The sequence below is a fragment of the Mycobacterium sp. NGS27 genome, from assembly GCF_059813005.1.
On sequence record NZ_JCALDT010000006.1, the window covers coordinates 151,636 to 177,315 of the forward strand.

A 25,680-nucleotide genomic window follows, 5' to 3' on the forward strand; every position below is an offset into this window, starting at 1 on the left:
CGATGGGTGATGCGGACGAGGATGGCGTCGACCTCGGTCTGTTGCGCGAAGCGGCGCGCGATTTCCTGAGCGGACGGATCGCGCAGGATTCGGTCAAAGAGCTCGCGGCCATGGATTGGACCGGGCTGCTCGTCGAGGAAGATCTTGGCGGCAGCGGATGGCGTCCTGTGGAGACGACAGTCGTTGCGGAGGAGCTCGGCCGCGCGCGAAACTCGTCGGCGTGGTTCGGTTGTGTGCTATCTGCCGCGGCGTTGGCCTCGGCGCCCGCCGAGCTGCGCGATCGATGGTTGCAGGCGATGCTCGACGGGACCACGACGGCCGGCTGCACGCTGGCGGGCGACACGGTACGGGTGGCGAGCGGCAATGTCATCGACCTCTTGGTCACACTGGGGCGCAACGGAATCCATCTGTTTGAGGTGTCGGCCGCAATGCCGAGGAGCCGAGATGACGAATTGTTGGATGTCAGCCGCGCAGCATGGCGCTTTGACCTTTCCGGGGCCGCGAGCGTGCTGATCGGTGGACCCGAACAAGCGGATCGGATGCTCGCGGTCGCGAGGGTTCTGCTCAGCGCGGATTCGCTGGGAGCTTTATCGACCACATTCGAGCGGCTGGTCGTATACCTGAAGGGGCGCATCGCCTTCGGTGTGCCGATCGCGAGTTTCCAAGCGGTGCAACACCGGCTGGTGGATCTCTTGGTCTTCGAGGCGAAGGCACGCGCGGTCATCATGAAGGCCGCCCGTGCCCTCGAGGCCGACGAAATCTCAGACGACGCCATAGCGTTGTCCGCCGCGGCGCACGCATTCGTCGCCGCGAAAGCAGCCGCCGCCGTCGACGAGTGCATGCAGCTCTCGGGCGGTATCGGATTCACCTGGGAGTACCCCTTGCACCACGAGTTGCGCCGGGTATTTACGAACGGCTATCTGCTCGGCACGGCTCGCTCCAGTCGTGCGTTACTCGCCGAGAGGTCGGGTTGGTGAGCGCCGCCCCCGCCCGGCCCAGCGAAGCGCAGCTGACCGAGTACAGGCACCGGGTCAGGGCGCATATCGCCGAACACGCACCTCCATTCGCCGCGCAGGAAGGACGCCGGGCGCCGGAAAACCCTGAGCAGGAAGGGCAATTGCGGAAGTGGTTCGCCACGTTGTTCGACGCCGGCTTCCTCGGCGCCGACTGGCCCGCCGAGCACGGCGGACGCGCCGACCACCACCCGCTGCATGACCGCATCCTCAGCGAGGAACTCCTGCGTGCCCGTGCTCCGCGACCCGTCGACCAGGTCAACCTTGCGGCCCACGTGCTGCTGCACTTCGGGTCGGACGAGCAGAAGGCCGCATGGCTGCCGCCGATCCGCCGCAGCGAGCACATCTGGTGTCAGTTGCTCAGCGAGCCCGATGCAGGCAGCGATATCGCCGCAGTGCGCAGCAGGGCGGTCGAGCAACCCGACGGAACGTGGGTGATCGACGGCCAAAAGATTTGGATCACCGACGGGCACTGGGCCGCCATGGGGTTGGCGCTCATCCGTACCGACCCGAATTCATCGCGCCACCAAGGCCTCTCGGTGTTCGCGGTGCCAATGTCAACGCCTGGCGTCGAGGTCCGTCCGATCCGGACCATCAACGAAGCGGTCGAGGTGAACGAAGTTTTCCTCGGCGGCGTAACGGTGCCCGCGATGAGCCTGATCGGCAGGCCCGGCCAAGGGTGGTCGATCATCATGGCGGGCTTGGACTTCGAACGCTTCGGCATCGGCGGAAACGTCATTCTGCTCGAGCTGCTGATCGATGACCTGGTGACGGTGACGCGCAATGCCACCCTCGACGGGATCCCGGCGTTCGAGCACGATGACATCCGGCAGGCAGTCGCCGAGTTGGCCGTCGAAGTCGAGGTGGCGAAAGCTTTTATCGACGATCATGTCGATCGTCTCGTCGTCGGCGCCGAGAAGCCGGGTGACGGTTCGATCGCCAAGCTTAGCTTTGCCGAGACGTATCACCGGGTTTCGGTGTACGGCGCCGAGCTCGCCGCGACGGTATGCACGATGAGCGCCGACCCGAGTATCGAGCAGGCCAAACAACGTCTACGAGAATGCTGGCTGTGGTCGCGCGCGTATACGATTTCCGGCGGAAGCTCGGAGATGATGCGCAACATCCTCGCCAAACGTCGGTTGTTGCTTCCGAGCGGCTGATGACCGGAACCTATTGGGGCTTGGTTGAAGAAGCGGCCCGCGCGCATCCAGAGCGAATCGTGCTCGTCGACGATTACGGCCGGAGCCTGACAAATGCAGAGTTGCGCGATGCGGCGGAGCGCACCGCGGCGGCGTTGGTGCAGCGCGGGATTCGCGACGGCACTGTGGTGTCCTGGCAGCTGCCGACCACGCTCGAGACGATGGTCGTCATGGTGGCGCTGACCCGCCTCGGCGCCGTGCAAAATCCAATCCTGCCGATCTGGCGCGAGAGTGAAGTCCGCTTCGCGACAGTGCAACTCGGCACCGAGGTGATCATCGTGCCAGGTTCGTGGCGTGGGTTCGACCATGTCGCACTGGCCGACGCGCTGGCACGAGAGCAGCCGATGACGGTTTTGGTCATTGATCATGCGGACCGTGTCGATGAGGGCCTTCGACTTCCTGCAGTCGATCCCGCACCGCTGCCCGCACCTCCTACCTCGGAGACGCTGCCACGGTGGGTTTACTACTCGTCGGGTACCACCGCGGCGCCGAAAGGCGTCCGGCATTGCGATCGCTCGGTGATCGCAGGCTCGGCCGGGGTGGTGGGAATGTTCGGTGCATCCAGCGACGACGTCAATCCGATCGCGTTTCCGGTGTCACACATCGGCGGTGCGGCGATGTTGGCAGCGAGCCTGCTGACCGGCATGCGACTGGTGCTGTTCGACGAGTTCGATCCGGTGCTCACCCCGAAGGCGATCGCTGCGCACCGGCCCACGATGCTGGGCTCGGCTACACCGTTCTTTGTCGCCTTCATGGCAGCACAGCGAGAGCACGGCGCTGATCCACTCTTCCCCGATCTGCGCGGTTGTGTCGGCGGTGGGGCGCCGATCACTGCAGAGCTGGGACGTCAAGTCCGCGAGACGTTTTCGGTCGCCGGGGTGGCGAACGCCTGGGGGCTGACCGAATTTCCAGTCGTGACCTCACCACCGCCGGACGGAGCGCCGGAGGTGCTCGACCATACGGTAGGCCGCCCGGTAGCCGGGGTATCCGTCCGTGTCGTCGACGATTTCGGACGCGAAGTCGAAGCCGGAGAGGAGGGCGAACTGCGGCTCAAAGGACCGCAATGCTTCCTGGGCTATGTCGATGAAGCCCTGAACGCCGACGCATTCGATGCCGAGGGTTGGTTCCGCAGCGGCGATCGGGGCCGCATTGACGCCGACGGAAACGTCGTGGTCACCGGTCGTATCAAGGACGCGATCATCCGCAATGCGGAGAACATCTCGGCGCTGGAGATCGAGGGCGTACTGGCCACGCATCGGGCCGTCGCGGACGTCGCGGTCATCGGCGTCCCGGATCCTCGTACGGGCGAACGTGTTTGCGCGATCGTGGTCGCTGAACCCGGAAGTGATGTCACCCTCGACACATTGGCGGAGCATTGCAAGGGTCAAGGCTTGAGTCGCCACAAATACCCCGAGCGACTTGAATTGGTGGAAGCGCTGCCGCGAAACCTCACCGGGAAGGTGCTGAAAAACGAACTGCGCGCGCGGTTTGGTGCCTGAACCCCTAGAGGCCGATGAGCTGCTTCAAATTGCCGCCCATGACCCGTGCTGTGGTGTCGGCGGGAAGGTTCGCGAGTTCCTGGACGAATTCCGCGGGGTGGGCGAGTCCCTCTGGATGCGGAAAGTCCGAACCGAACATCACCCGGTCAGCGCCCAGCACGTCGATGAGGTGCGACATGTCCTCTTCGTGGAACGGGTTGACCCAAACGTGCTTGCGGAAGAGTTCGCAGGGGTGTGCGCTGAAGTCCTTGGGTTTCTTGCGATATACCCGATCGAACACGTCCATTAGCCGCTGGGCCCACGACCCGCCGTTCTCGACCACGCCGATGCGTAGGCCGGGAAAGCGCTCGAACACTCCATGGGCGATGAACGCCGCGAGCGTATCGAAGATGTGGCGACTCTCCTCGTAGATGAACCCGCGAAGCTTGGTGAGCTGGAACCCCTGGAACTCGTCGCCGCCTTCCCAGTCGTCGACGTAACGGTCGTAGCCGGAGTCCGAGTTGTGCATCTGCACCGAGATGCCCGATGACTCCACGAGCCGCCAGAAGTCGTCGAACTCGGGCAGCGCGGGCGAGCGGGACGTGCCGCCTTCGCGCGGTACCGGGGCGGGTCGGATCAGCACCGTCCTGGCCCCGTTCGCCAGGCACCACTCGAGCTCCTTGACCCCTTCGGCCGGATCGTTGAGTGAGATCGCGGGCACGGGGAAGATGCGGTTCTGGTAGTTGAACGTCCAGTCGTCGAGCAGCCAGCGGTTGAAGGCGTGCGTCACCGCATGGGTCAGTTCGGTGTCCGACTTGGTTCGTTCCTCGAGCATGCCGGCCGTGGTCGGGAACATCAACGCGCCGTCGACGCCTTGACCGTCCATCAGCTCCAGCCGCAGGTCCGGACGCCGGAACGCGTCGGGGCAGCGGATGGGCTCGGCCAGTTCACGCAGCGACTTGCCCTCGGGATTGATGCCGCGGTAGTAGTCGGCCCACGCGCCCGGCGTCGGGATCACCTCGTAGGTCGGGTTCGGGATGCACTCGGTAACCACACCGAGGATCTGCAGTTTCTTGCGGCCGTTCACGTCGACGAATTTCAGCGCTTCGGAATATTTCTCCGGCAGGTAGCGTGTGTAGGCATCGATGGTCTCGTACATGTGGTTGTCGGCATCCCAGACCTCGATCGATCTTCCGTCGGTCACCAGTGCCTCCAACCTGACTGAGAATGTTGATTCTCAAGATAGCAAACGGCTGTATTCGGCCGCTACCGGGCGCTGGCCATGGCGGCAAGCTCGCGTTTCACGACTTTGCCGACATCGTTGCGCGGCAGCTCTTCTACGAACACCACCCGCACAGGCACGCGGTAGGGCGTCAGACGCTGGCGGCACCAGGCGATCAGGTCGTCTTCGGACAGGCCGGGAGCGTGACGGGCGACGAACGCCCAGGGCACCTCGCCGAGTCTCTCGTCTGGAATCCCGACCACCGCCGCGTCGCGTACCCCCTCGGCGGCCAGCAGTACGTCCTCCACCGTGCCCGGGAAGACCTTCAGCCCACCGCGGTTGATCATGTCCGACACTCGGCCGTCCAGCCACAGGAACCCGTCGTCATCGAACCACCCGAGGTCACCGGTGTGAAACCAGCCGTCATCGGTGAGCCTGTCGAGGAACGCCGGATCGATCTTGCGAGCGGCCGTCGTCGGGGTGCGGACTATCACCTCGTCGTCGGCGATCGTGACATCGATGCCGGGTAGGGGGCGTCCGACCGAGCCGAGCTTGGTCTCGCCCCATTCCCGCGCGTCGGCGGCCGACCATCCGACGACTTCGCCGCCGAGCTCGGTTTGGCCGTAGGAGTTGAGCACGATCACCCCGAACTTGTCCCGGAACCGACCCGCTTGCACGGGGGAAAGGGGAGCGGTGATCGATCGCACGATCTTCAGCGGCGACAGGTCGGTGACCGACTCGTCGTGCAGGACCATCGTCAACGCAGCGGGGGGTAAAACCGTGGAACGCAATTGATGTCGCTTGACCAGCGTGGCGAACTCGGCGGGTGAGAACTTGTCCATCAGCACGACCCCCGAGCCCGCCCGAAAGGCGAACAGCACCTGGTAGATGCCGGCCCACAAGGACAGTGAGAGCGGAACGAGGTTGGGCATCGGTGTCCGATCCGCTTGGGCCGCCGCCGGTTTTGCGCCGCGGAGCTTGGCCAACAGCCGGTCGATCAGGTCGAGCACGGTTGCATGACGCAGCGGCACCGGCTTCGGCGGCCCGGTGGTTCCCGACGTGAACTGCAGCAGCGCAACATCCGTGTCGTACTGCCGCGGATCGGGCGGTTGTACAGACGATGGCGAGAGCGACCACATCAAGTTCGATCCGGCCACCACCGGCAACTCGGCCGCCGAGAACCGATGGGCCAGTTCGGGTGTCGTTATCACCACCGCCGGCCGCAATGTCGCGAGTTGGGACGCCACCTCTGCGTCGGCGGCCCGGGGGTTGAGTGGTGTGTAAACCCCACCGGCACGCCACGTCCCGAACAGTGCGGCGACCGTGCCTGCGTCATTGGGCAGCATCGCCGCGATGACTTGTCCGGTCACCAGACCGGCTTCGTCGAGTATTGCGGCCAGGCGGTCCGCGCTCACGCTGAGGTCGTCGCGCGAGACATCGGTGGTCAACGTGTGCACGGCCGTATCGGGCAGGCTGGCCAGCAGCGCGGCAAGACTCACGAGTCAGGCTCCAGCGGTAGCCAATTGGGAGTGCGCTTGTCGGCGAACGCCTGTGGTCCCTCATTTTGGTCGGGATGGCCCCACATCGACGTCAAGTGGTTGGCACCCGCTCGGCACGCATCGGTCAAGCCGTATTCGAGCGCTCCCCACAACGCGCGCTTGGTCGCCCGCATCGCCGCGGGCGAATTCATAGCGATCTTCTCGGCCAGTTCCTGTGCGACGTCGCGGAGCCTGTCGGGCGGGTCGACGATCTGGCTGATCATCCCGAGCTCGTAGGCGCGTTGGGCGGTCAGTCGTTCGTGGCTGCCGACGAGCGCCATCCTCAACACCGCCTCGGCGGGCATCTTTCGCATCAGGGCGATCGTCTCCAACGCGCTGACCTGGCCGATGGAGACGTGCGGGTCGACGAAGGTCGCATCGGACGCCGCGATGACGATGTCGGCGTCGGCGACCCAATGCAGTCCGCCGCCGGCGCACACCCCGTTGACGGCGGTGATGACGGGCTTTCCCACATTGCAATGCCAGCCCGTCAACTTCAGGTCCAGCGTGCGCATCGACTCCTGGAACTGCTGCACCGCCTCGCCGTCCAGGTCCTCGACGTCGGCACCCACCTGAAACGCCCTGCCATTACCGGTGTGCACGATGACGCGCACACCGGGATCCGCGTCCAATTCCGACCACGCCCTCGGGAACTCCGCCCGCATCATCGCGTCGTACGCATTGAGTCGATCGGGCCGGTTGTTGATGATCCAGCCGACCGGGCCGCGCCGCTCGACGATCAACCTTTGATAGCTCACGAAACCTCCGCGGGGTCGAGCGGCTGCCACCGCGCGGATCGCTTGTCACGCCAGGCGCGTACGCCCTCGGCATGGTCGGGGTGGTTGCGCAACCGCCAAATCTCCTCGCTGGCGGCACGTTTGGCTGCGGACAGGCCGACTTCGAGGGAATGCCACAATGCTTTCTTGGTGGCGCGCATCGCGGTAGGGGAGTTGGTTGCGACACCGGCGGCCAGCCGGCCGGCGGTCGCCCGAAGCTGATCGGCTGGCACTACGTCCGAGACGATGCCCAGTTCGTATGCCCGCTGCGCCGAGATACGCTCACCCTTGCCGATCAGCGTCATTCGGGTGATCGCCTCCATCGGTGATTTGCGCAGCAGTGTGATCGCCTCGTACGCGACGGCCTGCCCCACCGAGACATGCGGGTCGACGAACGAAGCCTGTTCGGCGGCGATCACGATGTCGGCGTCGGCGACCAGGTGCAGGCCCCCGCCAGCGCACACCCCATTGACCGCCGCGATCACCGGCTTCCACACCTCGCAGTGCCACGACGAGATCTTCAGCTCGGCGTCCCTGGTCCGGCGCGAGTGCCGCCGCATGGCCGCCTTGTCGCGAGCCACCTGCACGACGTCCATGCCGGTGCAGAACGCCTTGCCGTTGGCGGCATTGACGATCACGTGCACGTCGCGGTCGGCATCCAACTCGGCCCATGCGGCCTCGAGTTCGTCGAGCATCAGTGCATCGAACGCGTTGCCGGCATCCGGCCGGTTCAGGATCAGCCAGCCTACGGAGTCGCACTTCTCGACGATTAACCGCTCGTAGCCGCTCACGAGCGTGGAATTTCTTTCCAGGGCTTACCCTTCCACGGATCAGGCTCCTTGGGCAGCCCGAGCACACGCTCGCCGAGGATGTTCTTGTTGATGTCGGTCGTGCCGCCCTCGGTGGCGTTGGCCAGGCTGCGCATCATGCCCTGCACCTCCCGGGGCAACGCATCAGGATCGCCGGTCGCCGGCCACGCCACCGCGGCGGTGCCCAGCAAATCGAGCATCAGATCCTGGATCTGTTGATTGAGTGTGGCCTGATGGACCTTGCCGATCGAGGACGCCGCACCGGGCGACTGGCCGGCCGAAAGTGCTGCGCGCACGCGCGCATTGGTCCAGCCACGGATCTGCTCCTGCGCCCACAGACGCATGACCTTGCCTCGGACCACGGGGTCGTCCCAACGCCCGATTTCTTGGGCCAGGGAGATCAAGCGCTCGGCGCCGAAACCACCGAGGCGGCCCATACCACCGGATCCCGATCCGGAAACCATCTGCCGCTCACTGGACAGGGTTGACGCGCTAACTCGCCAGCCGTCGTTGATCTCCCCGACCCGATGCTCGTCGGGCACCCGCGCGCCGTCGAGGAAGACTTCGTTGAATTCAGCTTCGCCAGTGATCTGGCGCAGCGGTCGCACGTCGACGCCCGGTTGGTGCATGTCGAGCAGGAAGTAGGTGATGCCCTGGTGTTTGGGCTGGCCCGGATCGGTGCGCGCCAGCAGGATCGCGAAGTCCGCCTCGTCCGCCCACGTGGTCCACACCTTCTGCCCGGAGATCACCCAGTGATCGCCGTCGCGTACGGCGCGGGTCGCCAACGACGCGAGATCGGAACCTGCGCCGGGTTCGCTGAAGAGCTGACACCATTTCTCTTCGTTGCGGACAATGGGCGGCAGGAAGCGCCGTCGCTGTTCCTCGGTGCCGTGACTGAACAACGCTGCCGCGGCGTTGTTGAGCCCCAAGGGATTCAGCCGCGTGAGCCGGAGCGGGGCGAGAACCGCCTCAATCGCATGTGCGGTGTCGTTGTCGACGCCGAGGCCACCGTGCTCCGGAAGCCAGGTCGGTGCAACCAGTCCCGAGTCGGCGAATGCCGGATACCAATCCCGGTAATCGGCCGCGGTGCGGACCCTCCGCAGGGCTGCAGGCCCCTCGGCGGCGGCCGCCCGCCACGCTGCGGGCACGTCCGCATCGATCCACTGCCGCACCGCCTCGACGGCGGCGGCGGCGGAGGAGTCGGGGGTGATCGGCAAGCGGGTCATGATCCCGCAGCGGCCTTCATCGGCCCTGGAACTTTGCGTCGCGCTTGTCACGGAAGGCCGCGAGGCCCTCTTTGAAATCGTCACTGCGACTTGACAATTCCAGCGCGAGGGCCTCGTTCTGGAGATGGCGGTCGAGATCGAGCCCGTTGCCGCTGTGCAGCAGCCACTTGGTGAGACCGAGGGCAACCGTGGGCGCCTCACCGAGTTTGGCGACAAGCTGCTCCGCGCCAGAGGTCAATTGCTCGGGTGCGTAAGCGCGGTGGATGATGCCCCAGTCGGCCGCGGTGGCGCCGGAGATCTCCTCGCCGAGCATCAGCAACTGTCTGGTGCGCACCATCCCGATTAGGCGTGGCAGCAACCATGCGGCGCCGCTGTCCGGTGTGAACCCGCGGGCCATGAACGGTTCCCAGAACCGAGCGTCGTCGGCGGCCAGGCAGAAGTCGGACGCCAACGCGATGTGAAACCCCAACCCGGCCGCCCAGCCGCGGACCACCGCGACGATCGGCACCTGTGTCTCCAGCATCAACGGGATGAGCCGGTTGGCCTTGTTCGGTAGCCGGCGCTGAGTACTGCCCACCCGCGGTTTTCGCTCCGACTTCGCGTTGTTCGCGATGAGATCGGATCCCGCGCAAAAGTCCGGTCCGTCGGCGTCGATGCGGATGACACGCACCGCCTCATCGACCCCTGCGGTGGCGAGATATTCGATCAATGCGTCGAGCATCGTGTCGTCGACGGCGTTGCGACGCTCAGCGCGGTCCAGGGTGAGGCACAGCACCGGGCCCTGCTGCTCGGCCGAAAGCCCGGGAACGCTCGCATATTTCACGGCAGCTGTCACCGTTCTGCGAATTCAGCCGACACGGCCGCGAGCAAATCCGTCAGGTTCGTCGCTCCGCCGGGCGGATCCGGCAGCCGGACCGGACCGCGGTCCCGGCTGGGTAACAGGATGGTCGCGTGTCCCGGCGTGGTGATCTCGTTGCGATGGTTGGTCGCCGCGAGTTCGACATCGACGGCGGGGCGCTCGCCTTCGGCGAGGTACTTTCGAGTCACGGTGCCGGTGATTGTGTGCAAATCACCCACGTAGTTGAACAACCGGAACTCACAGTCCAGCTTCCACAACCAGGCGTCGTCCCCCATCCAGTCCGTGCACAGATGGATCAACCACGTCTCACGCATCCGGCCGTAGTCGAAAGTGGTGGGGTTGCCGGCATTTCGGGCCGCGTCCGGTTCCCAGTGCACGCGCTGCTGCGCATCGGGTACACCGCGGTCGTTCGGGGTGTAAAAGCGGGGAATGCGTTGCCGGTTGCGCCACGCCAACCGCAGGGGACGGACCCCGTACATACCGGTGCCCATGCCGACATGCCAGCAGACCATGTCGGTGACGGTGAGCGGTCCCTTGGTCAGCGTGCCGACGGCGTCGCCCTCGTCGACGTCTTCCCACCACCGCGGTTCAGCACCACGTGGGGATTCCCGCGCGTAGCTTTCGTCGATCTCGGCGATCTCCTCGGCTGTCCAGGTCTTGAGTTGGATCGACTCGTATTTCTTGCGGCCGCGAGCCTTGCTGCGCTCGGTGCGGATCATGTTGCGGTACTGGCCGCCGAGAATGGTGCCCTCGTCGTCCCGGAAGACTTGCGCCGACCATTCGTGAATCGCCCGACCGGCGAACTCACTGCTCTTGTCGATCGCGGCGACTAGCGCGTTGCGCCTGAATACCCGGTGGTTGGCCCGCAGCGGAGCCCACCACTCTCGTGCGGACGACGCGTAAAACGCGTGCACCCCGCGCAGCGGGTCGCCCTTGGTCAGGGCCCGGTCCTCCTCGGAGAGCTCGGTGACTTCGTCTTCGCCGATCAACGTGTCACCACCGACCAGTGCTGGCGGCGCGATCGATTCACCCCACACCGACTTTGCGGCGTAATCCGGATCGGTCCACATGGGATTGGCGTCACCGTAGGCTTCGGCGACGTGGCGGAAGGTGTCCTCGTTGGGGCGGACGTAGTGGGGTGGCTGGGTGTGCGGAACGGCGATGCCGATGGTGCCACGCAACCTGGCCAGCCCCTCATCGGTGATTTGGCCCGGTTGAGAAGAGCGGGTCATGGCGCGCCTCCTCAGTTCTGGCGAATATCGTGGCCCGGACAACTGTGGAAATTAAGATACCCGAAAAGCGGAAACGCCGTTAACGGCAGGGGTGAGTGAGTTGAGTGAGCAGCAGCCAGGGATCCTGGAGGCCGTTGGTGCGGACGGCGTTTGTCGCATCACCATCGACCGGCCTGATGTGGGAAATTCGTTGTCACCGTTGGCTCGTGACGCGCTGACCGAGGCTTTTCAGCGCGCTGGCGACGACCCAGCGGTGCGCGCGGTGTTATTGGGCGCGACTGGGCGGCGGCATTTCTGCGCGGGGGCCGGGTTGCCCGCTGGATCAGCGCCCCGGCCGCCGGTTGCCGACAAGCGATCAGGGGACGTTGCTCGCATGCTGCAGAACGGATGGCAGAGGCTGGTCGCATCGATCCTCGACTGCGATAAGCCGGTGGTCGCTGCGGTGACGGGAACCGCGGCCGGTGCAGGAATCAGCCTGGTGCTCGCATGCGATCTCGTCGTCATGTCCACGGAGGCAAAGCTTGTCGCGGCGTTCGTGCATCGCGGGGTGCTGCCTGATTCCGGCGCCATCCATCTGCTGACGAGGATCGTGGGGCTGCGTAAGGCCACCGAGCTGCTGATGCTCGGCGAACCCGTTGACGCCGCCACCTGTGAGCGGTTGGGACTGGTCAACCGCGTGGCCGCACCGGACGTTACGGGCGCGGAGGCAGAGAAGCTGGTCAGCCGGCTTGCCGCCGGCCCGACGGTGATGCTCGGGCACACCAAGCGACTGCTCTTGGTTTCCTCGGAGTCCGGCCGTGATCGAGCTTTTCAGCAGGAGGCGTGGGCACAGGAGGCGGTGTCGCGCACCACCGATCTTCAGGAGGGCCTGCGGTCGTTCGCGGAGCGCCGCGAACCGCGGTTCTTGGGCCGCTGACCCTCACTCCTTGGCTGGCCCACCGCGGATCCTGAAGGTCGCGGCGTCATCGATCTCGTCGATCGCCTCAGCGACGGATTCCGCAGTGAGCGAGGTGTTCTCGATTCCTTTGGTCACGCCGATGAATACCCGCGACACCTTGCCCGCTCCCACCGAATAAATGTGGGCAGTGCGGTCGCAGTCGCGATGCGACAGATAAACCACGACCGGAGTCACCAACTCAGGGTCCATCGCCTTAGCGGCTTCGCCCATGATGGTCTCGGTCATGCGCGTCCTTGCGATGGGGGCAACCGCGTTGATGGCGATGCCGTTTCGTGCTCCCTCGATGGCGAGCACGTGCATCATGCCGACGAGTCCCATCTTGGCCGCGCCGTAATTGGCCTGCCCGAAGTTTCCGAACAAGCCGGTACCCGAGGTCGTTTGGACTATCCGTCCATAGTTCCGCTCGCGCATGACCGGCCATACGGCGCGGGTGACGTGGAACGCCCCGGACAGGTGGACGGAAATGACCGCATCCACCTGATCGGCGGTCATGTTCTTGAATGCCGCGTCACGCAGAATTCCCGCGTTGTTGATGAGAATGTCGACCTGTCCGTATGCGTCCATGGCTGCCGCAACGATGGCCGCGCCGCCCTTTTCGGTAGCGACCGAGTCGCCGTTGGCGATCGCCGTGCCGCCCGCCGACGTGATCTCGTCAACTACCGCCTGCGCGGCCGATATTGACGCACCGGTGCCGTCCACTGCGCTGCCCAGGTCGTTGACCACTACGCGCGCGCCCCGGCGGGCGAGCTCAAGGGCATGACAACGGCCGAGGCCACCCCCTGCACCGGTGACAATGGCGACCTGATCATCGAAATTCATTGACGGCATGGTGAGAGGTTACATTTACTCTCAGTGAGAACCAGCATTTGCATCGGAGGGCATCCATGAGGGGCGCGCCGGCTCTCTTGCAATGTGCGCAGCGGCGCGCGACGGCATTGCGGGACCGATACCGTGAGGCCGGGTTCTGGTCGGGCCAGCCCGCCGACATCGTTCGTGTTGCCGCGGCACGACATCCGGGGAAGCTGGCTCTGTGCGCCCGGGGGGTCGAGCTCAGCTATGCCGAGCTCGACGCGCGCATCGATGCGGCATGCGGCGCTTTGGCGGCTTCGGGCGTTGGAGCTTCGACACCGACCGTTGTGGTCGTGGGTAACGACGTGGATTCAGTGGTTGCCGTTCATGCGACGATGCGCCTGGATGCCGTGGTCCTGTTGGCGCCTCGCAGCGCCGGCGAGGCGCAGGTGGCCGACATCATCGCGCGCACCGGTGCTGAGTTCGGGGTCGCGCCGAATTGGCCTGCGGCCCCTCGGAAAGGGATGTCCGCGCACTTTCTATGGATCGCTTTGGACGCCGATTCCGCATCGCAGACTGCGTACCGATCTCGGCGTGCGGCCGACGAACCCTCCCTCGTGCTCTACACGTCGGGAACCACCTCGGCGCCCAAGGGAGTCATCCACTCGCAGAGCACACTGATGAAGGCGTCATCGAATTACATCGCGGCGGCCGGACTCTGCCCGGCAGACCGGATTTTTCTCATCAGTCCGCTCGCGTCGGTGACTGGCGTGCTGCAGGCGTTGCTCATCGCGCCGATGCTCTGCGCGCCCGTCATCCTCGAGGACAACTGGGATGCCGCCGAAACCTGTGAGCTGATGGTCTCGTCGGGTGCGACGTGGTACGGCGGACCCGATCGCTTGCTGGACAGACTGCTCGACGAGGCGGTGGCGCGCGGGTTGCACGTGCCGCTGCAAGCGGTCTATTTGGGCGGGACCGTGCTGGACCGGCGCATCGTCAGCCGCGTCGAAGACGACTTCGGGATCATTGTGATGCGCGCCTACGGTTCGTCCGAAGTACCAGTGAGCACGTCTGGTCTGCGGTCGGACTCCGCGGACGTCCGTCACGCCGACGACGGTGTCGCGTTGGACGATGTCGAGGTGAAGGTCGGATCCGCAGCCGATCCGACCGAGTGCTGCATACGGGGCCCGCATGCGTTCCTCGGGTACACCGACGCCGATGACGACGCGCAGGCGTTCGATGGCGACTGGTTTCGCACCGGCGACGTGGCCGAGATGTCGCAAGGCCGGGTGCGCATCGTCGGGCGCCTGAAAGACATCATCATTCGCAACGGTCTGAAGATCGCGGCCGTCGAGGTGGAGGAGGCCGTGGCCAGGATCGCCGGGGTGCGCAACTGCGCGGCATACTCGGTGGCCGACGCCGCGACCGGCGAACGACTGGCCGTCGCCATGGTGCTCGACGGCGACGTCGACATGTCACTCGCGAAGGTCACCGACGCGCTCATCTCGGCGGGACTGCCCAAGTACAAGCTGCCCGAGGAACTGGTGTTCTGGAACGAGCCGCTGCCGGTCAACGCCAACGGCAAGGTCGAGCGCAACAAGCTCGCTGCGCGCTCGGCGGGCCGGCCGCGGGCGCTTGCCGACCGCCTCGCCGCAGGTGGTTGAGTCTCAGTCTTCCGATTTGCCGGTCGGCCGGAAAACCGGGACAGCAAAGCCGTCATCGTCATCGCAAAAGGCGATGGTGAGTTCCATTTCTGCACAGAGGCTTTCGGCCGGGCAGTCTTCCAGAGCCGTCATCAGCCGGGGGCCCTCGACGAGATCCACCATTGCCACCACATACGGCGTGCACGCATCGAAGGGTGCGGCATTCTGGTGCACCACGGTCCACGTGTAGAGCCTTGCCCGCCCGGACGCCGGTGCCAGCGCGACGTCCTCGCTCCAGCAGTGCGGGCAGAAAGGACGCACGTAGAGCGAGTTCTGGCCGCACCCGGCACACGCGTTGATCATCAGTCGGCGATCCTGGATGGCCTGCCACCACGATTCGCTGTCGGAGTCGATCGTTGGCCGGTTCGCGGCCACCGGCACGTCCATCTACTGCCTCCCGAGGATCATCGTGGCGCTATGGGTGAAAAAGCCTCCCATCGCATGCACGCATGCCAGACGCGCGTCGTCAACCTGTCTGGCGCCGCATTCGCCGCGCAGCTGCCTGGTCGCTTCGACCATCAAAAACATTCCCCGCATGCCGGGATGGCAAGAGGCCAGACCGCCGCCGTCGGTGTTGGTGGGTAACGCCCCGCCCGGACGCAGCGCACCAGATGCGATGAACGGCCCACCCTCACCCTTGGCGCAAAAACCCAGATCCTCCACCGTGAGCAGCACGGTGGACGTGAACGAGTCATAGAGCTGACACACATCGATGTCGGCGGGCGCGACACCGGCTTGCGCGAACGCGCGGGGACCAGACAACGCCGCGGCCGACGTGGTGAAGTCGGCCCACTCGCTCATGCTGACATGCGACGTCGAGTCGGCCGCACCGAGAATCCAAATGGGCTCCTTGGCGCAATTCTTCGCCACTCGCTCGTTTGCCAGCACCACCGCGCCGCCGCCGTCGGTGCGCAGACACACATGCTTGGAGGTGAACGGATCGGCGAGCATCGGCGCGGCGGCGACGTCGGCAACAGTTATCCGGTCGCGCTCAAATGCGGTGTCGTTCATCGCCGACCACTCGTGGGCGGCGACCGCGATTTCGGCCAATTGCTCTGCGGTGGTGCCGTATTCGATCATGTGACGCCTAGCGGCCATTGCATACTTTGCGATCAGGGTGGCGCCGTATGGGGCCTCGTACTGCATGGCGCCGCCGGTGCTCATCGCCGCCGCCGATGCGCGTACGCGGCGTTTGACGTCCGACCGCGCCGTTGATCCGTATGTCAGCAGTGCCACGTCGATCACGCCGGCGGCGATGGCGTCGGCGGCGTGCCCCGCCATGACCTCCCAGGACGATCCACCGACATTGGTCGCGTCCACCCAGGACGGTCGCAGGCCGAGGTACTCGCTCACCTCGGCGGGGGGCAGCAGGGTTCCGTGGCCGCCGAAACCGTCGACGTCGTCTTTCGTCAGACCGGCGTCGGCGATGGCGCGGCGCGCTGCTTGAGCCATCAGCGCCATCGCGGTCTTGTCAGGCACCCGCCCACAATCCGACAGGCCGGCGCCCACGATAGCGACCCGGTTCGCGGACATACGTAATGGTTACCACATTGATAATGCCGTTAACGACCTGGTGGAATGAACGTTCTCAGTCGGCTACCGTGAGCGTGTGCGGAAACCACTGCGGGAGGCACTGCGCGGCGAGAAGCTGGTGCTGTGTCTGGCGCTGATGAGCGCTCGCACTCCCGATGTCCCCGCGATCGCAGCAGCATGTGGATACGACGCGGTCTACGTCGACCTCGAGCACACTTCCACGTCGCTGGAGACGGCGGCCATGCTTTGCGCGAGCGCATTGGGAGCGGGCATCTCGGCATTGGTTCGGGTGCCGTCTCACGATCCGAGTGTCATCGCTCGCGTCATCGACAACGGCGCTACCGGAGTGATTGTGCCACATGTGAATTCAAAAGAAGAAGCAGCAGCCGTCGTCGGTGCCGCGCGGTTTCCTCCAATCGGGCACCGCTCCATTTCCGGGCCCAATGCCGTCAGCGGTTACCAGCCAAGGTCACCGGCCGAACTCACCGCTGTCCTCGAGGGTCGCACGGTGGTCGCGGTGATGATCGAGACGCCGCAAGCGGTCGACTCCGCGGACACCATCGCGGGCGTCGAGGGTATCGACATGATCCTTCTCGGTCCGAGCGATCTGACGGCCGAAATGGGCATCCACGGCGACTATGAGAATGATCATTTCCGCAATGCAGTAGAATCGGTCGCGGCGGCTTGTCGTGCACACGGCGTGGCGCTGGGAATAGCCGGCATCAAGTCCGTTGACCTGTTGAAACGCTTCACAGATTTGGGTCTGCGTTTCATTTCGGCAGGTACGGACATCGGGATGTTGACCGAGGCGGCGACGGCCCGGGCACGTGCGTTGCGAGAGCTCGACGGGCGCCACGCAGGTAGCAACGACGAATAGCCCCGATAAGCCGAAAGCCTCGCCGCCACAACAGGAGGACGGATGCCCACCGCGATCTATACCGAGCAAGTCGCCGACTCGATGTCCTGGACCGGCGCCGACTTCTCGAGCAAGGACGATTTCGCTTTCGACCTTTCGGCCCGCAATGTGGCTGCCCTGGAGTCGATTCTGGCCAAGACGTCGAACAAGGACCGCGACGACATCACCCCCGAGGATGCGCGCCACCCCGATCTTGACGACGATCTGGCGAGGCTGTACCGGGACCTGATGTTCGGTAAAGGCCTGGCGTGCGTGCGCGGATTTCCGGTCGAACAACATTCGATCGACGACCTCGAGCGCATCTACTGGGCGTTCTGCACCCATCTGGGATACCTGGTATCCAACAACTCGTTCGGACACCGAATGGTTCGGGTGCAGGAGGAGATCCTGCCGAACGGCGTGCAGCCCGCGCGTGGCACCAAATCGCGGGCGGAGCTGGCCATGCACAACGACGCCGCCGACATCCTGTCGCTGCTGTGCGTCTACCCCGCGGCGACCGGCGGTGAAAGCCAATTCGCGAGCGGGCCGGCGGCGCACAACCGGATTCTCCACGAGCGACCCGACCTGCTTCCCGTGCTGTATCAGGGTTTTCCGCACCACCGGCGCAGTGAGCAGCCCGACGACCAGCCGGACGTGACACCGTACGACGTCCCGGTGTTCTCGCAGATCGACGGCCGGATTTGCATCAACTTCACCTACAGCAGCATCCTGCCGGCGATGCACACCCTCGGCCGGGAGTTCACGCCCGAACAGACCGAGGCGATCGAATTGCTGCGCAACATCCTTGTCGAGCAGCAGGTCGAGTTCCGGCTCGAGTCGGGCGAGGCGGCCGTAGCCAACAACTTTGCGATGTGCCACTCTCGCTCCGACTTCGTCAGCAGCAACGATCCGAAGAAGGCCCGCTGCTTCCTGCGCGCATGGATGGAGGTGCCGCGCAAAGACCGACGCCTGCCGATCGGCCGTGAGTACTTCCACATGGAGAACAAGGACCTGCGCCTGGGCTATGACGTGGTCCCGGGCCGCGACGGCTCGATCGCGCGCAACGACTACAAGAACGTCAACGCCGAACTCGCCGACATGTTCAAGGCGGCGCAGGCGAAGCCCAAGCTCAAGCAATGAGCCAAAGCCCAAGTCCGAGAATCGTCTACGAGCGATGGACCGACCCCCTCGCCGGGGACATCCTCGAGGTGGCCGACATCGACGTCGTCAAACTCGACCTGAATGCGCCGACTGAGGACGGTTGGGCGGTATTGGAATCCGCCAACGGATACCAGGTCGCCACGCGCACCGACGTGGCGGCCGTCCCGGAGGGCGAACAGTGGTTGGTCGGGCCTGCCCTGGTGCAACGCTGCGATCAGCTGCTGGCCGTCTGCTCGGCGGGCGCCGGCTATGACGTCATTGATGTCGAGGCGTGCACACGCGCCGGAATCGCGGTGTGCAACAACTCCGGTCCGGGCGCGGAGGCCGTCGCCGAGCACGCGCTGGGCTTCATGCTCGATCTCGCCAAGAAGATCACCGTTGCCGACCGTGCCCTACGTAGCGGGCCGCTCGGCGACCGCCTGGCCTTGCGGGGCAGCCAGCTACTCGGAAAGACGCTCGGGGTGGTCGGCCTCGGCGCCATCGGCCGGCGCCTCGTGGAGTTGTGCGCGCCCTTCGGGATGGAGATCCTGGCCCACGATCCATATGTCGACGAAGCGACCGCCGCCGAGCGGGGCGTGACCCTGGTAGAGCTCGGCGAGTTGATCGAGCGCTCCGATTTCGTTCAGGTCACCTGTCCACTCACGGCCGAGACGCGTGGTTTGTTCGGTTCCACACAGTTCGCCACGATGAAATCGTCGGCGTTCTTCATCACCACCGCCCGCGGTCCCGTTCACGACGAAGCCGCGCTGTACGACGCGCTGGTCGCCGGCGACATCGCCGGGGCGGGCCTTGATGTGTTCCACGAAGAGCCGCCGCGGCATGACAATCCGTTGCTAGCACTCGACAACGTGGTCGCAACGCCTCACGTCGCGGGCATCACCGTGGAAGCCGCCCGCGACATCGCCGTCGCCACCGCGACCCAATGGCAGGTGATTTTCGAGGGACGCATGCCGCCCCGGTTGCTGAATCCCGATGTCTGGCCGCGCTACTGTGAGAGATTCAGCGAGATTTTCGGATTTCGTCCCAGCGCCACAACGGCTTTGGAGAAAGAGGGTCCGACCAGGTGACGGATTACGACACCCTCGAATTCGAGGTGCGGGGTCACACCGCGTGCGTGACGCTGAATCGGCCCGAGGTGCTCAACGCGATCAATGACGAGATGATTGCGGAGCTCGCCGCGGTGTACGCCGAAATTGAGCTTTCTCAAGGGATCTGGACGGTCATCATCACCGGCGCCGGCCGCGCGCTGTGCGTCGGGGCTGACGTCAACAAGGCAGCCGACCATGACATGGAGAACGCGGCGGGGATCGACAACCAGGGGGAGCCCATCCTCAGCTCGATGCGGCAGTGGGATGCGCCGCAGGAAGCAACGCCGCCCTGGCTTCAGATGACCAAGCCGATCATCTGTGCGGTGAACGGCATCGCCTGTGGCGCTGGGATGGACTTGGTGACTACCGCCGACATCACCATCGCGTCCGAGCGCGCGACGTTGATGGATCCTCATGTCAGCATCGGCGTGAGCTCTGGTCGCGAAGGGGTGAGGCTGGCCCGTATCCTGCCGCTGCCGGTTGCAATGCGACTGATCTTGATGGGCAAGCACGAGCAACTCGACGCGCAGCGCGCGTACGACTTGGGAGTCTTCACCGAAGTGGTCTCCCACGACACGCTCATGGATCGGGCGTGGGAGATCGCCGAGGTCGTCAATTCGAATGCGCCGCTGGCGGTGCGGGGCTCGCGGATGGCCGTGCGCAAGGGGCTGACACTGCCCATCTACGAAGCCGAATTGCTCGCCGAGAACTACCGCATGAAGGTGGCGCTGACCAAGGACGCCATCGAGGGCCCGCGCGCCTTTCTCGAGAAACGTAAGCCGGAGTGGAAGGCGTTGTAGCGCAACAACTCCAGAACGCTACGCCATACCAAAGAACGTCTTGGCGTTGGTCGACAGCACCTTGCGCTTGGTCTCCTCGTCCAGGCCCTCCGTCGCCTTGTTGGCGACCTCCATGCTGTGCGGCCAGTTGGTGTCGTTATGCGGGTAGTCGGTCTCGAACATGAGCTGGTCCTCGCCGACGAGGTCGAGGATGCGGAAGGCGACCGGATCGCCGAACGTGGAGAACCACACGCGGCCGGGCACTTGGGTGCTCGGCGGTTCGGTTAGCAGCGGGTGGATTCCGCCCCACGCCCGCCGGTCCTCCCAAACCTCGTCGACGCGCTGCAGATAGTAGGGAATCCAACCTGCCTGCGCCTCCGCGAAGGCTAGCTTGAGATTCGGGAATTGCCTGAGCTTGCCGGAGAACAACCAGTCCACCATCGCGATGGTGCAGTTGACCGCCATCAGCGCGCTGGTGACGACATGCGGAGAGTCGGGCGAGGACTTCGTGAGCGACGAACTCGACCCGATGTGCAGCATGATGCCGACCTGGTTTCGCTCGCACGCCGCGAAAAACGGGTCCCAATAGCCGCTGTGAATGGACGGCAGATCCAGACGTGAAGGCAACTCGGAGAAGCAGATCGCGTGCATGCCACGGGCGGCCACCCTGTCGACCTCCTTCGCAGCGAGCTCGACGTCCCACAGCGGGATGATGCCAAGCGGGATCAGCCGACCGTTCGAGCCGCCGCCCCACTCATCGATCTGGAAGTCGTTGTAGGCCTCAACGCAGAGCTTGGCGAGCTCCTTGTCCTTGCCGTACAGGAAGCGTTGGCCGCAGAAGCGGACGAGCGTGTTGGGGAAGCATGCCGACGCCTCGATGCCCGCGATGTCCATGTCGGCGAGCCGGTCTGCCGGGCGAAAGCAACCCGGGCGCATCTCGTCGTAGGTGATCGGGTCGGTGGTGAGCTCGTCGAGTTCGTAACCGGCCGCCGCGCTGATCAGCGGGATCGGGATCACCGCATCTTCGTAATGCCAGATATCCGCGTCGCGGCCCTCGTCGTCCTCGACGAAAGCGACATCGGAAGTAACCGACGGATCCATCCGCCCGCGGGTGCGAACGATCCGCGGTCCGATGTCGCGATATCGCTCGGGCAGTCGGCTGGTCCACAGATCGGCAGGCTCCACCAAATGGTCGTCCGGCGAGACAATTCGGATGTCTGTGCTCAACGCTGACTCCTTCGAAGGCAGGGGCTTCCCCTGCGAAACGCTGATTCCCCGCAGACGAGAATAACCGTTTCCACAATATCGCACGGCCGCGCGACCGCCAGTCCCACACCGGCACGCTGCGTAGGACCGGCCAACATACCGGTGTAGGTTGATTGGGCGAACCGCCAGGGAACGCGTATTCTCAAGCAATCATGACTGCGAAGAAGCGCCCCGGACAGGACAGCGAAGCCAGCCTCGAGATCGTCGACGCCGATCTCGACGAGATGCCGACCAGCTGGCAGGAACGAACGATAGAGCGGCGTCTCTCCGCCGCGCGCGCCCGTGCGCTGGCACGCAGCTCGAGATTCCTTGCCACTGCGCTGGAGTTGGTCGAGGAGTCGGGGCGCGCCGATTTCACCATCCAGACCCTCATCGACCGGTCGAACCTGAGCCTGCGCGCGTTCTATCAACACTTCGCGGGCAAGGAAGAGCTCCTGCTCGCCCTGTACGAGAACGCCACGAGTCAGTTCATCGAAGCTATCCGCCACGAGGTCGCAATGGCAGATGGTCCGATGGAACAACTCGAGGCGTTCTGTCGGGGATTTCTCTCCCGGGCAGAGTCATCCGAGGCGATCGGCGGACGGGTGATGACTATCTACAACTTGAGTTTGGAGATCGAGCGGCCTGCCGACTTCGCGAAGATCTGGGAGCCGCATCAGAAGCTGCTCACGAAGATCCTCACCGCGTGCTCGCGCGCCGGGTTGATTAGAAAAGATTTGACACCAGCGCAGTTGACGACGCTGCTGAACTCGACACTCATTGCGCTCGCCCAAATAGGGGTCTTCCACCTGGGGGTCAAGGGCGCAGAGCTCGCCGAGGACCAGTTATGGGCCTGGTGCAAGCAAGCCCTCACCCCGCCAGCGAATTCGGCCAAGACCAAGCCCAAGGCCGTGGCCGCCAAGGCAGCGGCGAAGCGAACCACGGCCCGCAGGCCTCGAAAGCTAACGGGGTAGCCCTAACCCGCGCTGGGCGATGATGGAGCGCTGAACTTCGCTTGTGCCGGCATAGATTGTGGTGCCCAGCGCGAACCGCGCGAGATATTCGAAACGGCCTTGCTCGGGCGCCATCGGCTCGAAGTAGCTTCGCGCCGCGTCCGGCCCGACCAGCTCCATGACGTCCTGGCTGGCGCGCACGAGCGCTTCGGTGCTGAACACCTTGGACATCGGTCCCTCCGCTACGGGGTTCTGGCCGGTCTCGGTCATCCAGACGCAGCGACGCAGGAGCAGCCTCGAAACCTCGTCTTCCATTGCCACCCTGGCGATTCGGCGCCGAACGTCTGTCTTGGTGAGCTGTGGTGACCCGTCGTCGGCTTGAGTGTTCGCGGCCCACTGCTCGACGTGCTGCAGCAGCCGAGACAGATGCGGTCCCCACCCGGATGCGTGCTCGTCCTGCAACGACAGCCCCATTACCTGCCAGCCGGCGTCGACATCGCCGACGCGCCATTCGTCGCAAACACGGACGTCGCTGTAGAACGTGACGTTGGTGCGTTCACCCGAAAGCGTCCATACCGCTTGGGCTTCGAATCCGTCGGAATCGCGCGGGACGAGGAACATGGTGAGTCCCTTGTGCTTGGGCTTGTCGGGACTCGTGCGTGCCAGCAGGAACACATAGTCGGCGATGTGACCGTTTGTGGTGAACATCTTGGAGCCGTTGATGATCCATTCCTCGCCCTCGCGCACGGCCTTCGTGGTCGCCGCCGCGACATCCGAGCCGCATTCGGGTTCGGTGAATCCCAGTGCGATGGTGATATCGCCCTTCATCGCAGGGCCGAGAATGCGGTCTTTCATCTCCGGCGTACCAACGGTTCGGATGATCGACGCCACCATTCGAGTGGTCTCCGAGAGGTACATGGGTGTCTCCGCACGCATGAGTTCCTCTCGGAGGACCTGCTCGTCCCATGCGCCGCGGTTTTGGCCGCCGAATTCGGTCGGCCAGCTCGGGGCGAAATAACCTTCGTCCACCAGCCCCTTGGCGAAATCGTCGTCGTGTGAAACGCCGCTGCGGTAGATCCGCTCTTCGGACTCGGGCGTCGTGACCTTCGCAAGGTAGCGGCGTACTCCGTCGCGATATGCCTGGGTGTCGGCGTCGAGCTGAAAGTGCATGGATCGGAACCAATCTGTCTCACGACGGGCCCGGGGCGGCACGCGCGATAATGTTACTCTCATTTGTGAGAGTAACCATATCCGCACGTGACGGGACCTGAGCGTGGACTTGAGCCTTTCCGGCGAACAGCGTCAGCTGGTCGACTCGTTCGCCGCGATGTACGCGCGCGAGTCGACGTCGCAGCGGGTGCGGGCCGCGGAGCCCGTGGGTTTCGATTCCCGGCTGTGGAAGGCGCTAATGGAGACCGGCGTGGTCGAGATGGCCGTCGGCGAAGCCGACGGCGGCTGGGGTGCGTCCGAGCTCGAATTGGCCTTGATCGCCGAGCAGTACGGTCGGGCGCTCGCGTCCGCCCCGGTCATCGAGGCCCAAGTCGCAGCCAGGCTGCTCGCCAGGTCTGGTGAGGCCGGCGCGGGTCTGCTGGCTGAACTGATGACGGGCGACAAGCTCGTCAGCTTTGCACCGCGAGTCGCACCGGACCGCCTACTCGGGCTCGTCCCCGCCGGGGCGGTGGCGGACACGGTGGTGGCGCTCTCGGGCGAACGCCTGATCGCGGTGCCGCTCGGGGAGAACCGTCGGCGCGTGCGGAACCTCGGCTCGCTTCCGCTGGCCGATATCACGGTCGGGGGCGAGGTCGCGGTTCTTGCCGAGGGCGACGCTGCACAACGGATGTTCTCCGATGCACTGGATCTGTGGCTGGCACTGACCGCTTCGGCGCTCGCGGGCGCGGCGAAGAAGGCCGTCGAAATAGGAGTCGAGTACGCCAAGCAGCGACACGCGTTCGGGAGCCCGATCGGATCTTTTCAGGCGGTGTCTCATCCGTTGGCGGACAGTGCCACTGCGGCCGACGGCGCGCTGTTGCTGGCGTTCGAGGCGGCATGCGCGTTCGCCGACGAGCCCCAGCGCGTCACTGAGTTGGCAGCCATGGCATTCGCATTCGCATACGAGACGGCGCGCGACGCCACACAGCGCAGCTTGCATGTCCATGGGGGCTACGGATTCAGCATGGACGGTGACATCCAGCTGTACTACCGCCGAGTCCGGGGTTGGGCGATGGTGTACGGCGAATCGGCCGTTGCCCTCGACCGCGTCGCGGACGCGCGCTACGGATCCGTCGCGAATTGAGCGGCTATTAGGCCTCGGCGCTCACTCGGTCTTTCACCGACAGGGCTATCGGGGGAGCGGTGCGCCAATTCGGCACTCCCTGCTCCTCGCCGGCGGTGGCACGCTTGTCATCCCGTACACCGACCCAGTGCGAGTGGTTCAGCTGGTGCAGGGTGAAGCAGGACTGCAGGGCGTTGTAGAAGCCCATATTGTCCACGGACTGATTGACCGACTCCTTGATAAGCAGTGCGGCCATCGTCGGCACCGTGGCGATGCGCCGGGCCATTTCGAGTGTGCGGTCGGATAACTCGTCTCTTTTGAAGATCTTGCTGACCATGCCGAGTCGGTATGCCTCCTCGATGTCGATCGCATCGCCGGTCAGCATCAGCTCCTTGGTACGACGGGGGCCGAACTCCCATGGGTGCCCGAAGTACTCCATGCCGCACATGCCGAGCCGGGTACCGACGACATCGGCGAACCGCACCTCTTCGCTTCCCACGATCAGGTCGCATGCCCAGATCAGCATCAGGCCTGCAGAGAACACATCTCCGTGGACCTGCGCGATCGTGATCTTGCGCAGGTTTCGCCAGCGCAGGTTGTTCTGAAAGAAGTAGTGCCACTCCTGCAGCATGATCTTCTCCGCGCCCTCGCGGGTCCCGCCGTTGATTGCCGCTGTCGGGTGCTGTCCCGGTCCCGGGGTGAACTCGGCGCGGGCCTGCTTGGAGCCGATGTCATGGCCAGAGGAGAACATGGGTCCCTCGCCGGCGAGGATGACGACGCGGACGGTGTCGTCGGCCTCAGCGCGGGTGAAGGCGTCGTCGAGTTCGACCAACATGCCGCGGTTTTGCGCGTTGCGTTGCTCCGGTCGGTTCAACGAGATTCGGACGATCTGGCCGTCGCCGAACGTCTCCCACTTCAGGAACTGGTAATCGGGCATCGTCTCCTCCAAGAT

Annotated in this window: 24 protein-coding genes; 11 read left to right on the top strand and 13 right to left on the bottom strand. The window is 64.9% G+C overall.

Features of this window, described 5'->3' with window-relative positions; genetic code table 11:
- The first annotated feature begins 2 nt into the window (after window positions 1–2).
- The 3 genes from AC5Y30_RS17730 to AC5Y30_RS17740 are packed head-to-tail and all read left to right on the top strand — an operon-like array spanning window position 3 to window position 3,711.
- Window positions 3–977 (top strand): acyl-CoA dehydrogenase family protein, encoded by a 975-nt coding sequence (locus AC5Y30_RS17730; protein ID WP_499919979.1) that lies wholly within the window; start codon window positions 3–5, stop codon window positions 975–977.
- Window positions 974–2,173, top strand: coding sequence for an acyl-CoA dehydrogenase family protein (locus AC5Y30_RS17735; RefSeq protein ID WP_499919980.1), 1,200 nt, complete (start codon window positions 974–976; stop codon window positions 2,171–2,173). Before AC5Y30_RS17730 ends, AC5Y30_RS17735 begins: the two co-directional genes overlap by 4 nt.
- Window positions 2,173–3,711 carry a class I adenylate-forming enzyme family protein gene (locus AC5Y30_RS17740; RefSeq protein WP_499919981.1) on the top strand — a complete coding sequence of 513 codons (1,539 nt, stop codon included), beginning with the start codon at window positions 2,173–2,175 and terminating at the stop codon, window positions 3,709–3,711. Before AC5Y30_RS17735 ends, AC5Y30_RS17740 begins: the two co-directional genes overlap by 1 nt.
- Window positions 3,712–3,715: 4 nt before the next feature.
- Here the strand turns inward: AC5Y30_RS17740 and AC5Y30_RS17745 are convergent, their stop codons facing one another.
- The 7 genes from AC5Y30_RS17745 to AC5Y30_RS17775 form a co-directional block, all read right to left on the bottom strand.
- Window positions 3,716–4,849 (bottom strand): amidohydrolase family protein, encoded by a 1,134-nt coding sequence (locus tag AC5Y30_RS17745; RefSeq protein WP_499920213.1) that lies wholly within the window; start codon window positions 4,847–4,849, stop codon window positions 3,716–3,718.
- Window positions 4,850–4,956: 107 nt separating this feature from the next.
- Window positions 4,957–6,411, bottom strand: a complete 1,455-nt coding sequence (locus AC5Y30_RS17750; protein ID WP_499919982.1) for a class I adenylate-forming enzyme family protein — start codon at window positions 6,409–6,411, stop codon at window positions 4,957–4,959.
- Window positions 6,408–7,208: an enoyl-CoA hydratase/isomerase family protein gene (locus tag AC5Y30_RS17755; RefSeq protein ID WP_499919983.1), complete on the bottom strand. Its 801-nt coding sequence runs from the start codon at window positions 7,206–7,208 to the stop codon at window positions 6,408–6,410. The genes AC5Y30_RS17750 and AC5Y30_RS17755 overlap by 4 nt, the downstream gene beginning before the upstream one ends.
- Window positions 7,205–8,017 (bottom strand): enoyl-CoA hydratase/isomerase family protein, encoded by an 813-nt coding sequence (locus AC5Y30_RS17760; RefSeq protein ID WP_499919984.1) that lies wholly within the window; start codon window positions 8,015–8,017, stop codon window positions 7,205–7,207. Before AC5Y30_RS17760 ends, AC5Y30_RS17755 begins: the two co-directional genes overlap by 4 nt.
- Window positions 8,014–9,261: an acyl-CoA dehydrogenase family protein gene (locus tag AC5Y30_RS17765; RefSeq protein WP_499919985.1), complete on the bottom strand. Its 1,248-nt coding sequence runs from the start codon at window positions 9,259–9,261 to the stop codon at window positions 8,014–8,016. The genes AC5Y30_RS17760 and AC5Y30_RS17765 overlap by 4 nt, the downstream gene beginning before the upstream one ends.
- 16 nt (window positions 9,262–9,277) lie before the next feature.
- Window positions 9,278–10,084, bottom strand: coding sequence for an enoyl-CoA hydratase/isomerase family protein (locus tag AC5Y30_RS17770; protein WP_499919986.1), 807 nt, complete (start codon window positions 10,082–10,084; stop codon window positions 9,278–9,280).
- Window positions 10,085–10,092: 8 nt separating this feature from the next.
- Window positions 10,093–11,352 carry a hotdog family protein gene (locus AC5Y30_RS17775; protein ID WP_499919987.1) on the bottom strand — a complete coding sequence of 420 codons (1,260 nt, stop codon included), beginning with the start codon at window positions 11,350–11,352 and terminating at the stop codon, window positions 10,093–10,095.
- Window positions 11,353–11,530: 178 nt separating this feature from the next.
- Between AC5Y30_RS17775 and AC5Y30_RS17780 the strand changes: the two genes are divergently transcribed.
- Window positions 11,531–12,268, top strand: coding sequence for an enoyl-CoA hydratase/isomerase family protein (locus AC5Y30_RS17780; RefSeq protein WP_499920214.1), 738 nt, complete (start codon window positions 11,531–11,533; stop codon window positions 12,266–12,268).
- Window positions 12,269–12,271: 3 nt separating this feature from the next.
- On the opposite strand, the gene AC5Y30_RS17785 is transcribed toward AC5Y30_RS17780, so the two are convergent.
- Entirely contained in the window at window positions 12,272–13,138 is an 867-nt protein-coding gene (locus AC5Y30_RS17785; RefSeq protein WP_499919988.1) for an SDR family NAD(P)-dependent oxidoreductase, read from the bottom strand.
- A 56-nt stretch (window positions 13,139–13,194) separates the two neighbouring features.
- Here AC5Y30_RS17785 and AC5Y30_RS17790 point away from each other — a divergent pair, with 56 nt between their 5' ends.
- Complete coding sequence (locus AC5Y30_RS17790; RefSeq protein WP_499919989.1) at window positions 13,195–14,763, top strand: class I adenylate-forming enzyme family protein; 1,569 nt, start codon at window positions 13,195–13,197, stop codon at window positions 14,761–14,763.
- Between the two features lie 3 nt (window positions 14,764–14,766).
- On the opposite strand, the gene AC5Y30_RS17795 is transcribed toward AC5Y30_RS17790, so the two are convergent.
- Together AC5Y30_RS17795 and AC5Y30_RS17800 are read right to left on the bottom strand one after the other, a co-directional pair.
- Window positions 14,767–15,189 carry a Zn-ribbon domain-containing OB-fold protein gene (locus AC5Y30_RS17795; RefSeq protein WP_499919990.1) on the bottom strand — a complete coding sequence of 141 codons (423 nt, stop codon included), beginning with the start codon at window positions 15,187–15,189 and terminating at the stop codon, window positions 14,767–14,769.
- On the bottom strand, window positions 15,190–16,335 hold the full coding sequence (locus AC5Y30_RS17800) for an acetyl-CoA acetyltransferase (protein WP_499919991.1): 1,146 nt from the start codon (window positions 16,333–16,335) through the stop codon (window positions 15,190–15,192).
- Window positions 16,336–16,411: 76 nt separating this feature from the next.
- On the opposite strand from AC5Y30_RS17800, the gene AC5Y30_RS17805 reads away from it, so the two are divergent.
- The 4 genes from AC5Y30_RS17805 to AC5Y30_RS17820 are packed head-to-tail and all read left to right on the top strand — an operon-like array spanning window position 16,412 to window position 20,279.
- Window positions 16,412–17,212, top strand: a complete 801-nt coding sequence (locus tag AC5Y30_RS17805; RefSeq protein ID WP_499919992.1) for an HpcH/HpaI aldolase family protein — start codon at window positions 16,412–16,414, stop codon at window positions 17,210–17,212.
- Window positions 17,213–17,254: 42 nt separating this feature from the next.
- Window positions 17,255–18,370, top strand: a complete 1,116-nt coding sequence (locus AC5Y30_RS17810; protein ID WP_499919993.1) for a TauD/TfdA family dioxygenase — start codon at window positions 17,255–17,257, stop codon at window positions 18,368–18,370.
- The gene (locus AC5Y30_RS17815; RefSeq protein WP_499919994.1) at window positions 18,367–19,458 is read left to right on the top strand and encodes a hydroxyacid dehydrogenase; all 1,092 of its coding nucleotides are present in this window, start codon (window positions 18,367–18,369) and stop codon (window positions 19,456–19,458) included. Before AC5Y30_RS17810 ends, AC5Y30_RS17815 begins: the two co-directional genes overlap by 4 nt.
- Window positions 19,455–20,279 carry an enoyl-CoA hydratase/isomerase family protein gene (locus AC5Y30_RS17820; protein ID WP_499919995.1) on the top strand — a complete coding sequence of 275 codons (825 nt, stop codon included), beginning with the start codon at window positions 19,455–19,457 and terminating at the stop codon, window positions 20,277–20,279. The genes AC5Y30_RS17815 and AC5Y30_RS17820 overlap by 4 nt, the downstream gene beginning before the upstream one ends.
- An 18-nt stretch (window positions 20,280–20,297) precedes the next feature.
- Here AC5Y30_RS17820 and AC5Y30_RS17825 read toward each other — a convergent pair whose 3' ends face one another.
- Complete coding sequence (locus AC5Y30_RS17825) at window positions 20,298–21,485, bottom strand: amidohydrolase family protein (RefSeq protein WP_499919996.1); 1,188 nt, start codon at window positions 21,483–21,485, stop codon at window positions 20,298–20,300.
- A gap of 191 nt (window positions 21,486–21,676) precedes the next feature.
- Here AC5Y30_RS17825 and AC5Y30_RS17830 point away from each other — a divergent pair, with 191 nt between their 5' ends.
- A complete protein-coding gene (locus AC5Y30_RS17830; protein WP_499919997.1) occupies window positions 21,677–22,477 on the top strand; it encodes a TetR/AcrR family transcriptional regulator in 801 nt (266 codons plus the stop codon).
- Here AC5Y30_RS17830 and AC5Y30_RS17835 read toward each other — a convergent pair.
- On the bottom strand, window positions 22,466–23,626 hold the full coding sequence (locus AC5Y30_RS17835) for an acyl-CoA dehydrogenase family protein (RefSeq protein ID WP_499919998.1): 1,161 nt from the start codon (window positions 23,624–23,626) through the stop codon (window positions 22,466–22,468). The genes AC5Y30_RS17830 and AC5Y30_RS17835 overlap by 12 nt on opposite strands.
- Window positions 23,627–23,729: 103 nt before the next feature.
- On the opposite strand from AC5Y30_RS17835, the gene AC5Y30_RS17840 reads away from it, so the two are divergent.
- On the top strand, window positions 23,730–24,749 hold the full coding sequence (locus AC5Y30_RS17840) for an acyl-CoA dehydrogenase family protein (RefSeq protein ID WP_499919999.1): 1,020 nt from the start codon (window positions 23,730–23,732) through the stop codon (window positions 24,747–24,749).
- A gap of 7 nt (window positions 24,750–24,756) precedes the next feature.
- Here AC5Y30_RS17840 and AC5Y30_RS17845 read toward each other — a convergent pair whose 3' ends face one another.
- On the bottom strand, window positions 24,757–25,665 hold the full coding sequence (locus tag AC5Y30_RS17845; protein WP_499920000.1) for an enoyl-CoA hydratase: 909 nt from the start codon (window positions 25,663–25,665) through the stop codon (window positions 24,757–24,759).
- Window positions 25,666–25,680: the final 15 nt, after the last annotated feature.

Bases quoted from the DNA above. Each gene is read 5' to 3' on its own strand.
- AC5Y30_RS17730 (WP_499919979.1), top strand. From the start codon at position 3: ATGGGTGATGCGGACGAGGATGGCGTCGACCTCGGTCTGTTGCGCGAA.
- AC5Y30_RS17740 (WP_499919981.1), top strand. From the start codon at position 2,173: ATGACCGGAACCTATTGGGGCTTGGTTGAAGAAGCGGCCCGCGCGCAT.
- AC5Y30_RS17745 (WP_499920213.1), bottom strand. From the start codon at position 4,849: ATGTACGAGACCATCGATGCCTACACACGCTACCTGCCGGAGAAATAT.
- AC5Y30_RS17765 (WP_499919985.1), bottom strand. From the start codon at position 9,261: ATGACCCGCTTGCCGATCACCCCCGACTCCTCCGCCGCCGCCGCCGTC.
- AC5Y30_RS17775 (WP_499919987.1), bottom strand. From the start codon at position 11,352: ATGACCCGCTCTTCTCAACCGGGCCAAATCACCGATGAGGGGCTGGCC.
- AC5Y30_RS17785 (WP_499919988.1), bottom strand. From the start codon at position 13,138: ATGCCGTCAATGAATTTCGATGATCAGGTCGCCATTGTCACCGGTGCA.
- AC5Y30_RS17790 (WP_499919989.1), top strand. From the start codon at position 13,195: ATGAGGGGCGCGCCGGCTCTCTTGCAATGTGCGCAGCGGCGCGCGACG.
- AC5Y30_RS17795 (WP_499919990.1), bottom strand. From the start codon at position 15,189: ATGGACGTGCCGGTGGCCGCGAACCGGCCAACGATCGACTCCGACAGC.
- AC5Y30_RS17800 (WP_499919991.1), bottom strand. From the start codon at position 16,335: ATGTCCGCGAACCGGGTCGCTATCGTGGGCGCCGGCCTGTCGGATTGT.
- AC5Y30_RS17810 (WP_499919993.1), top strand. From the start codon at position 17,255: ATGCCCACCGCGATCTATACCGAGCAAGTCGCCGACTCGATGTCCTGG.
- AC5Y30_RS17815 (WP_499919994.1), top strand. From the start codon at position 18,367: ATGAGCCAAAGCCCAAGTCCGAGAATCGTCTACGAGCGATGGACCGAC.
- AC5Y30_RS17830 (WP_499919997.1), top strand. From the start codon at position 21,677: ATGACTGCGAAGAAGCGCCCCGGACAGGACAGCGAAGCCAGCCTCGAG.
- AC5Y30_RS17835 (WP_499919998.1), bottom strand. From the start codon at position 23,626: ATGCACTTTCAGCTCGACGCCGACACCCAGGCATATCGCGACGGAGTA.
- AC5Y30_RS17845 (WP_499920000.1), bottom strand. From the start codon at position 25,665: ATGCCCGATTACCAGTTCCTGAAGTGGGAGACGTTCGGCGACGGCCAG.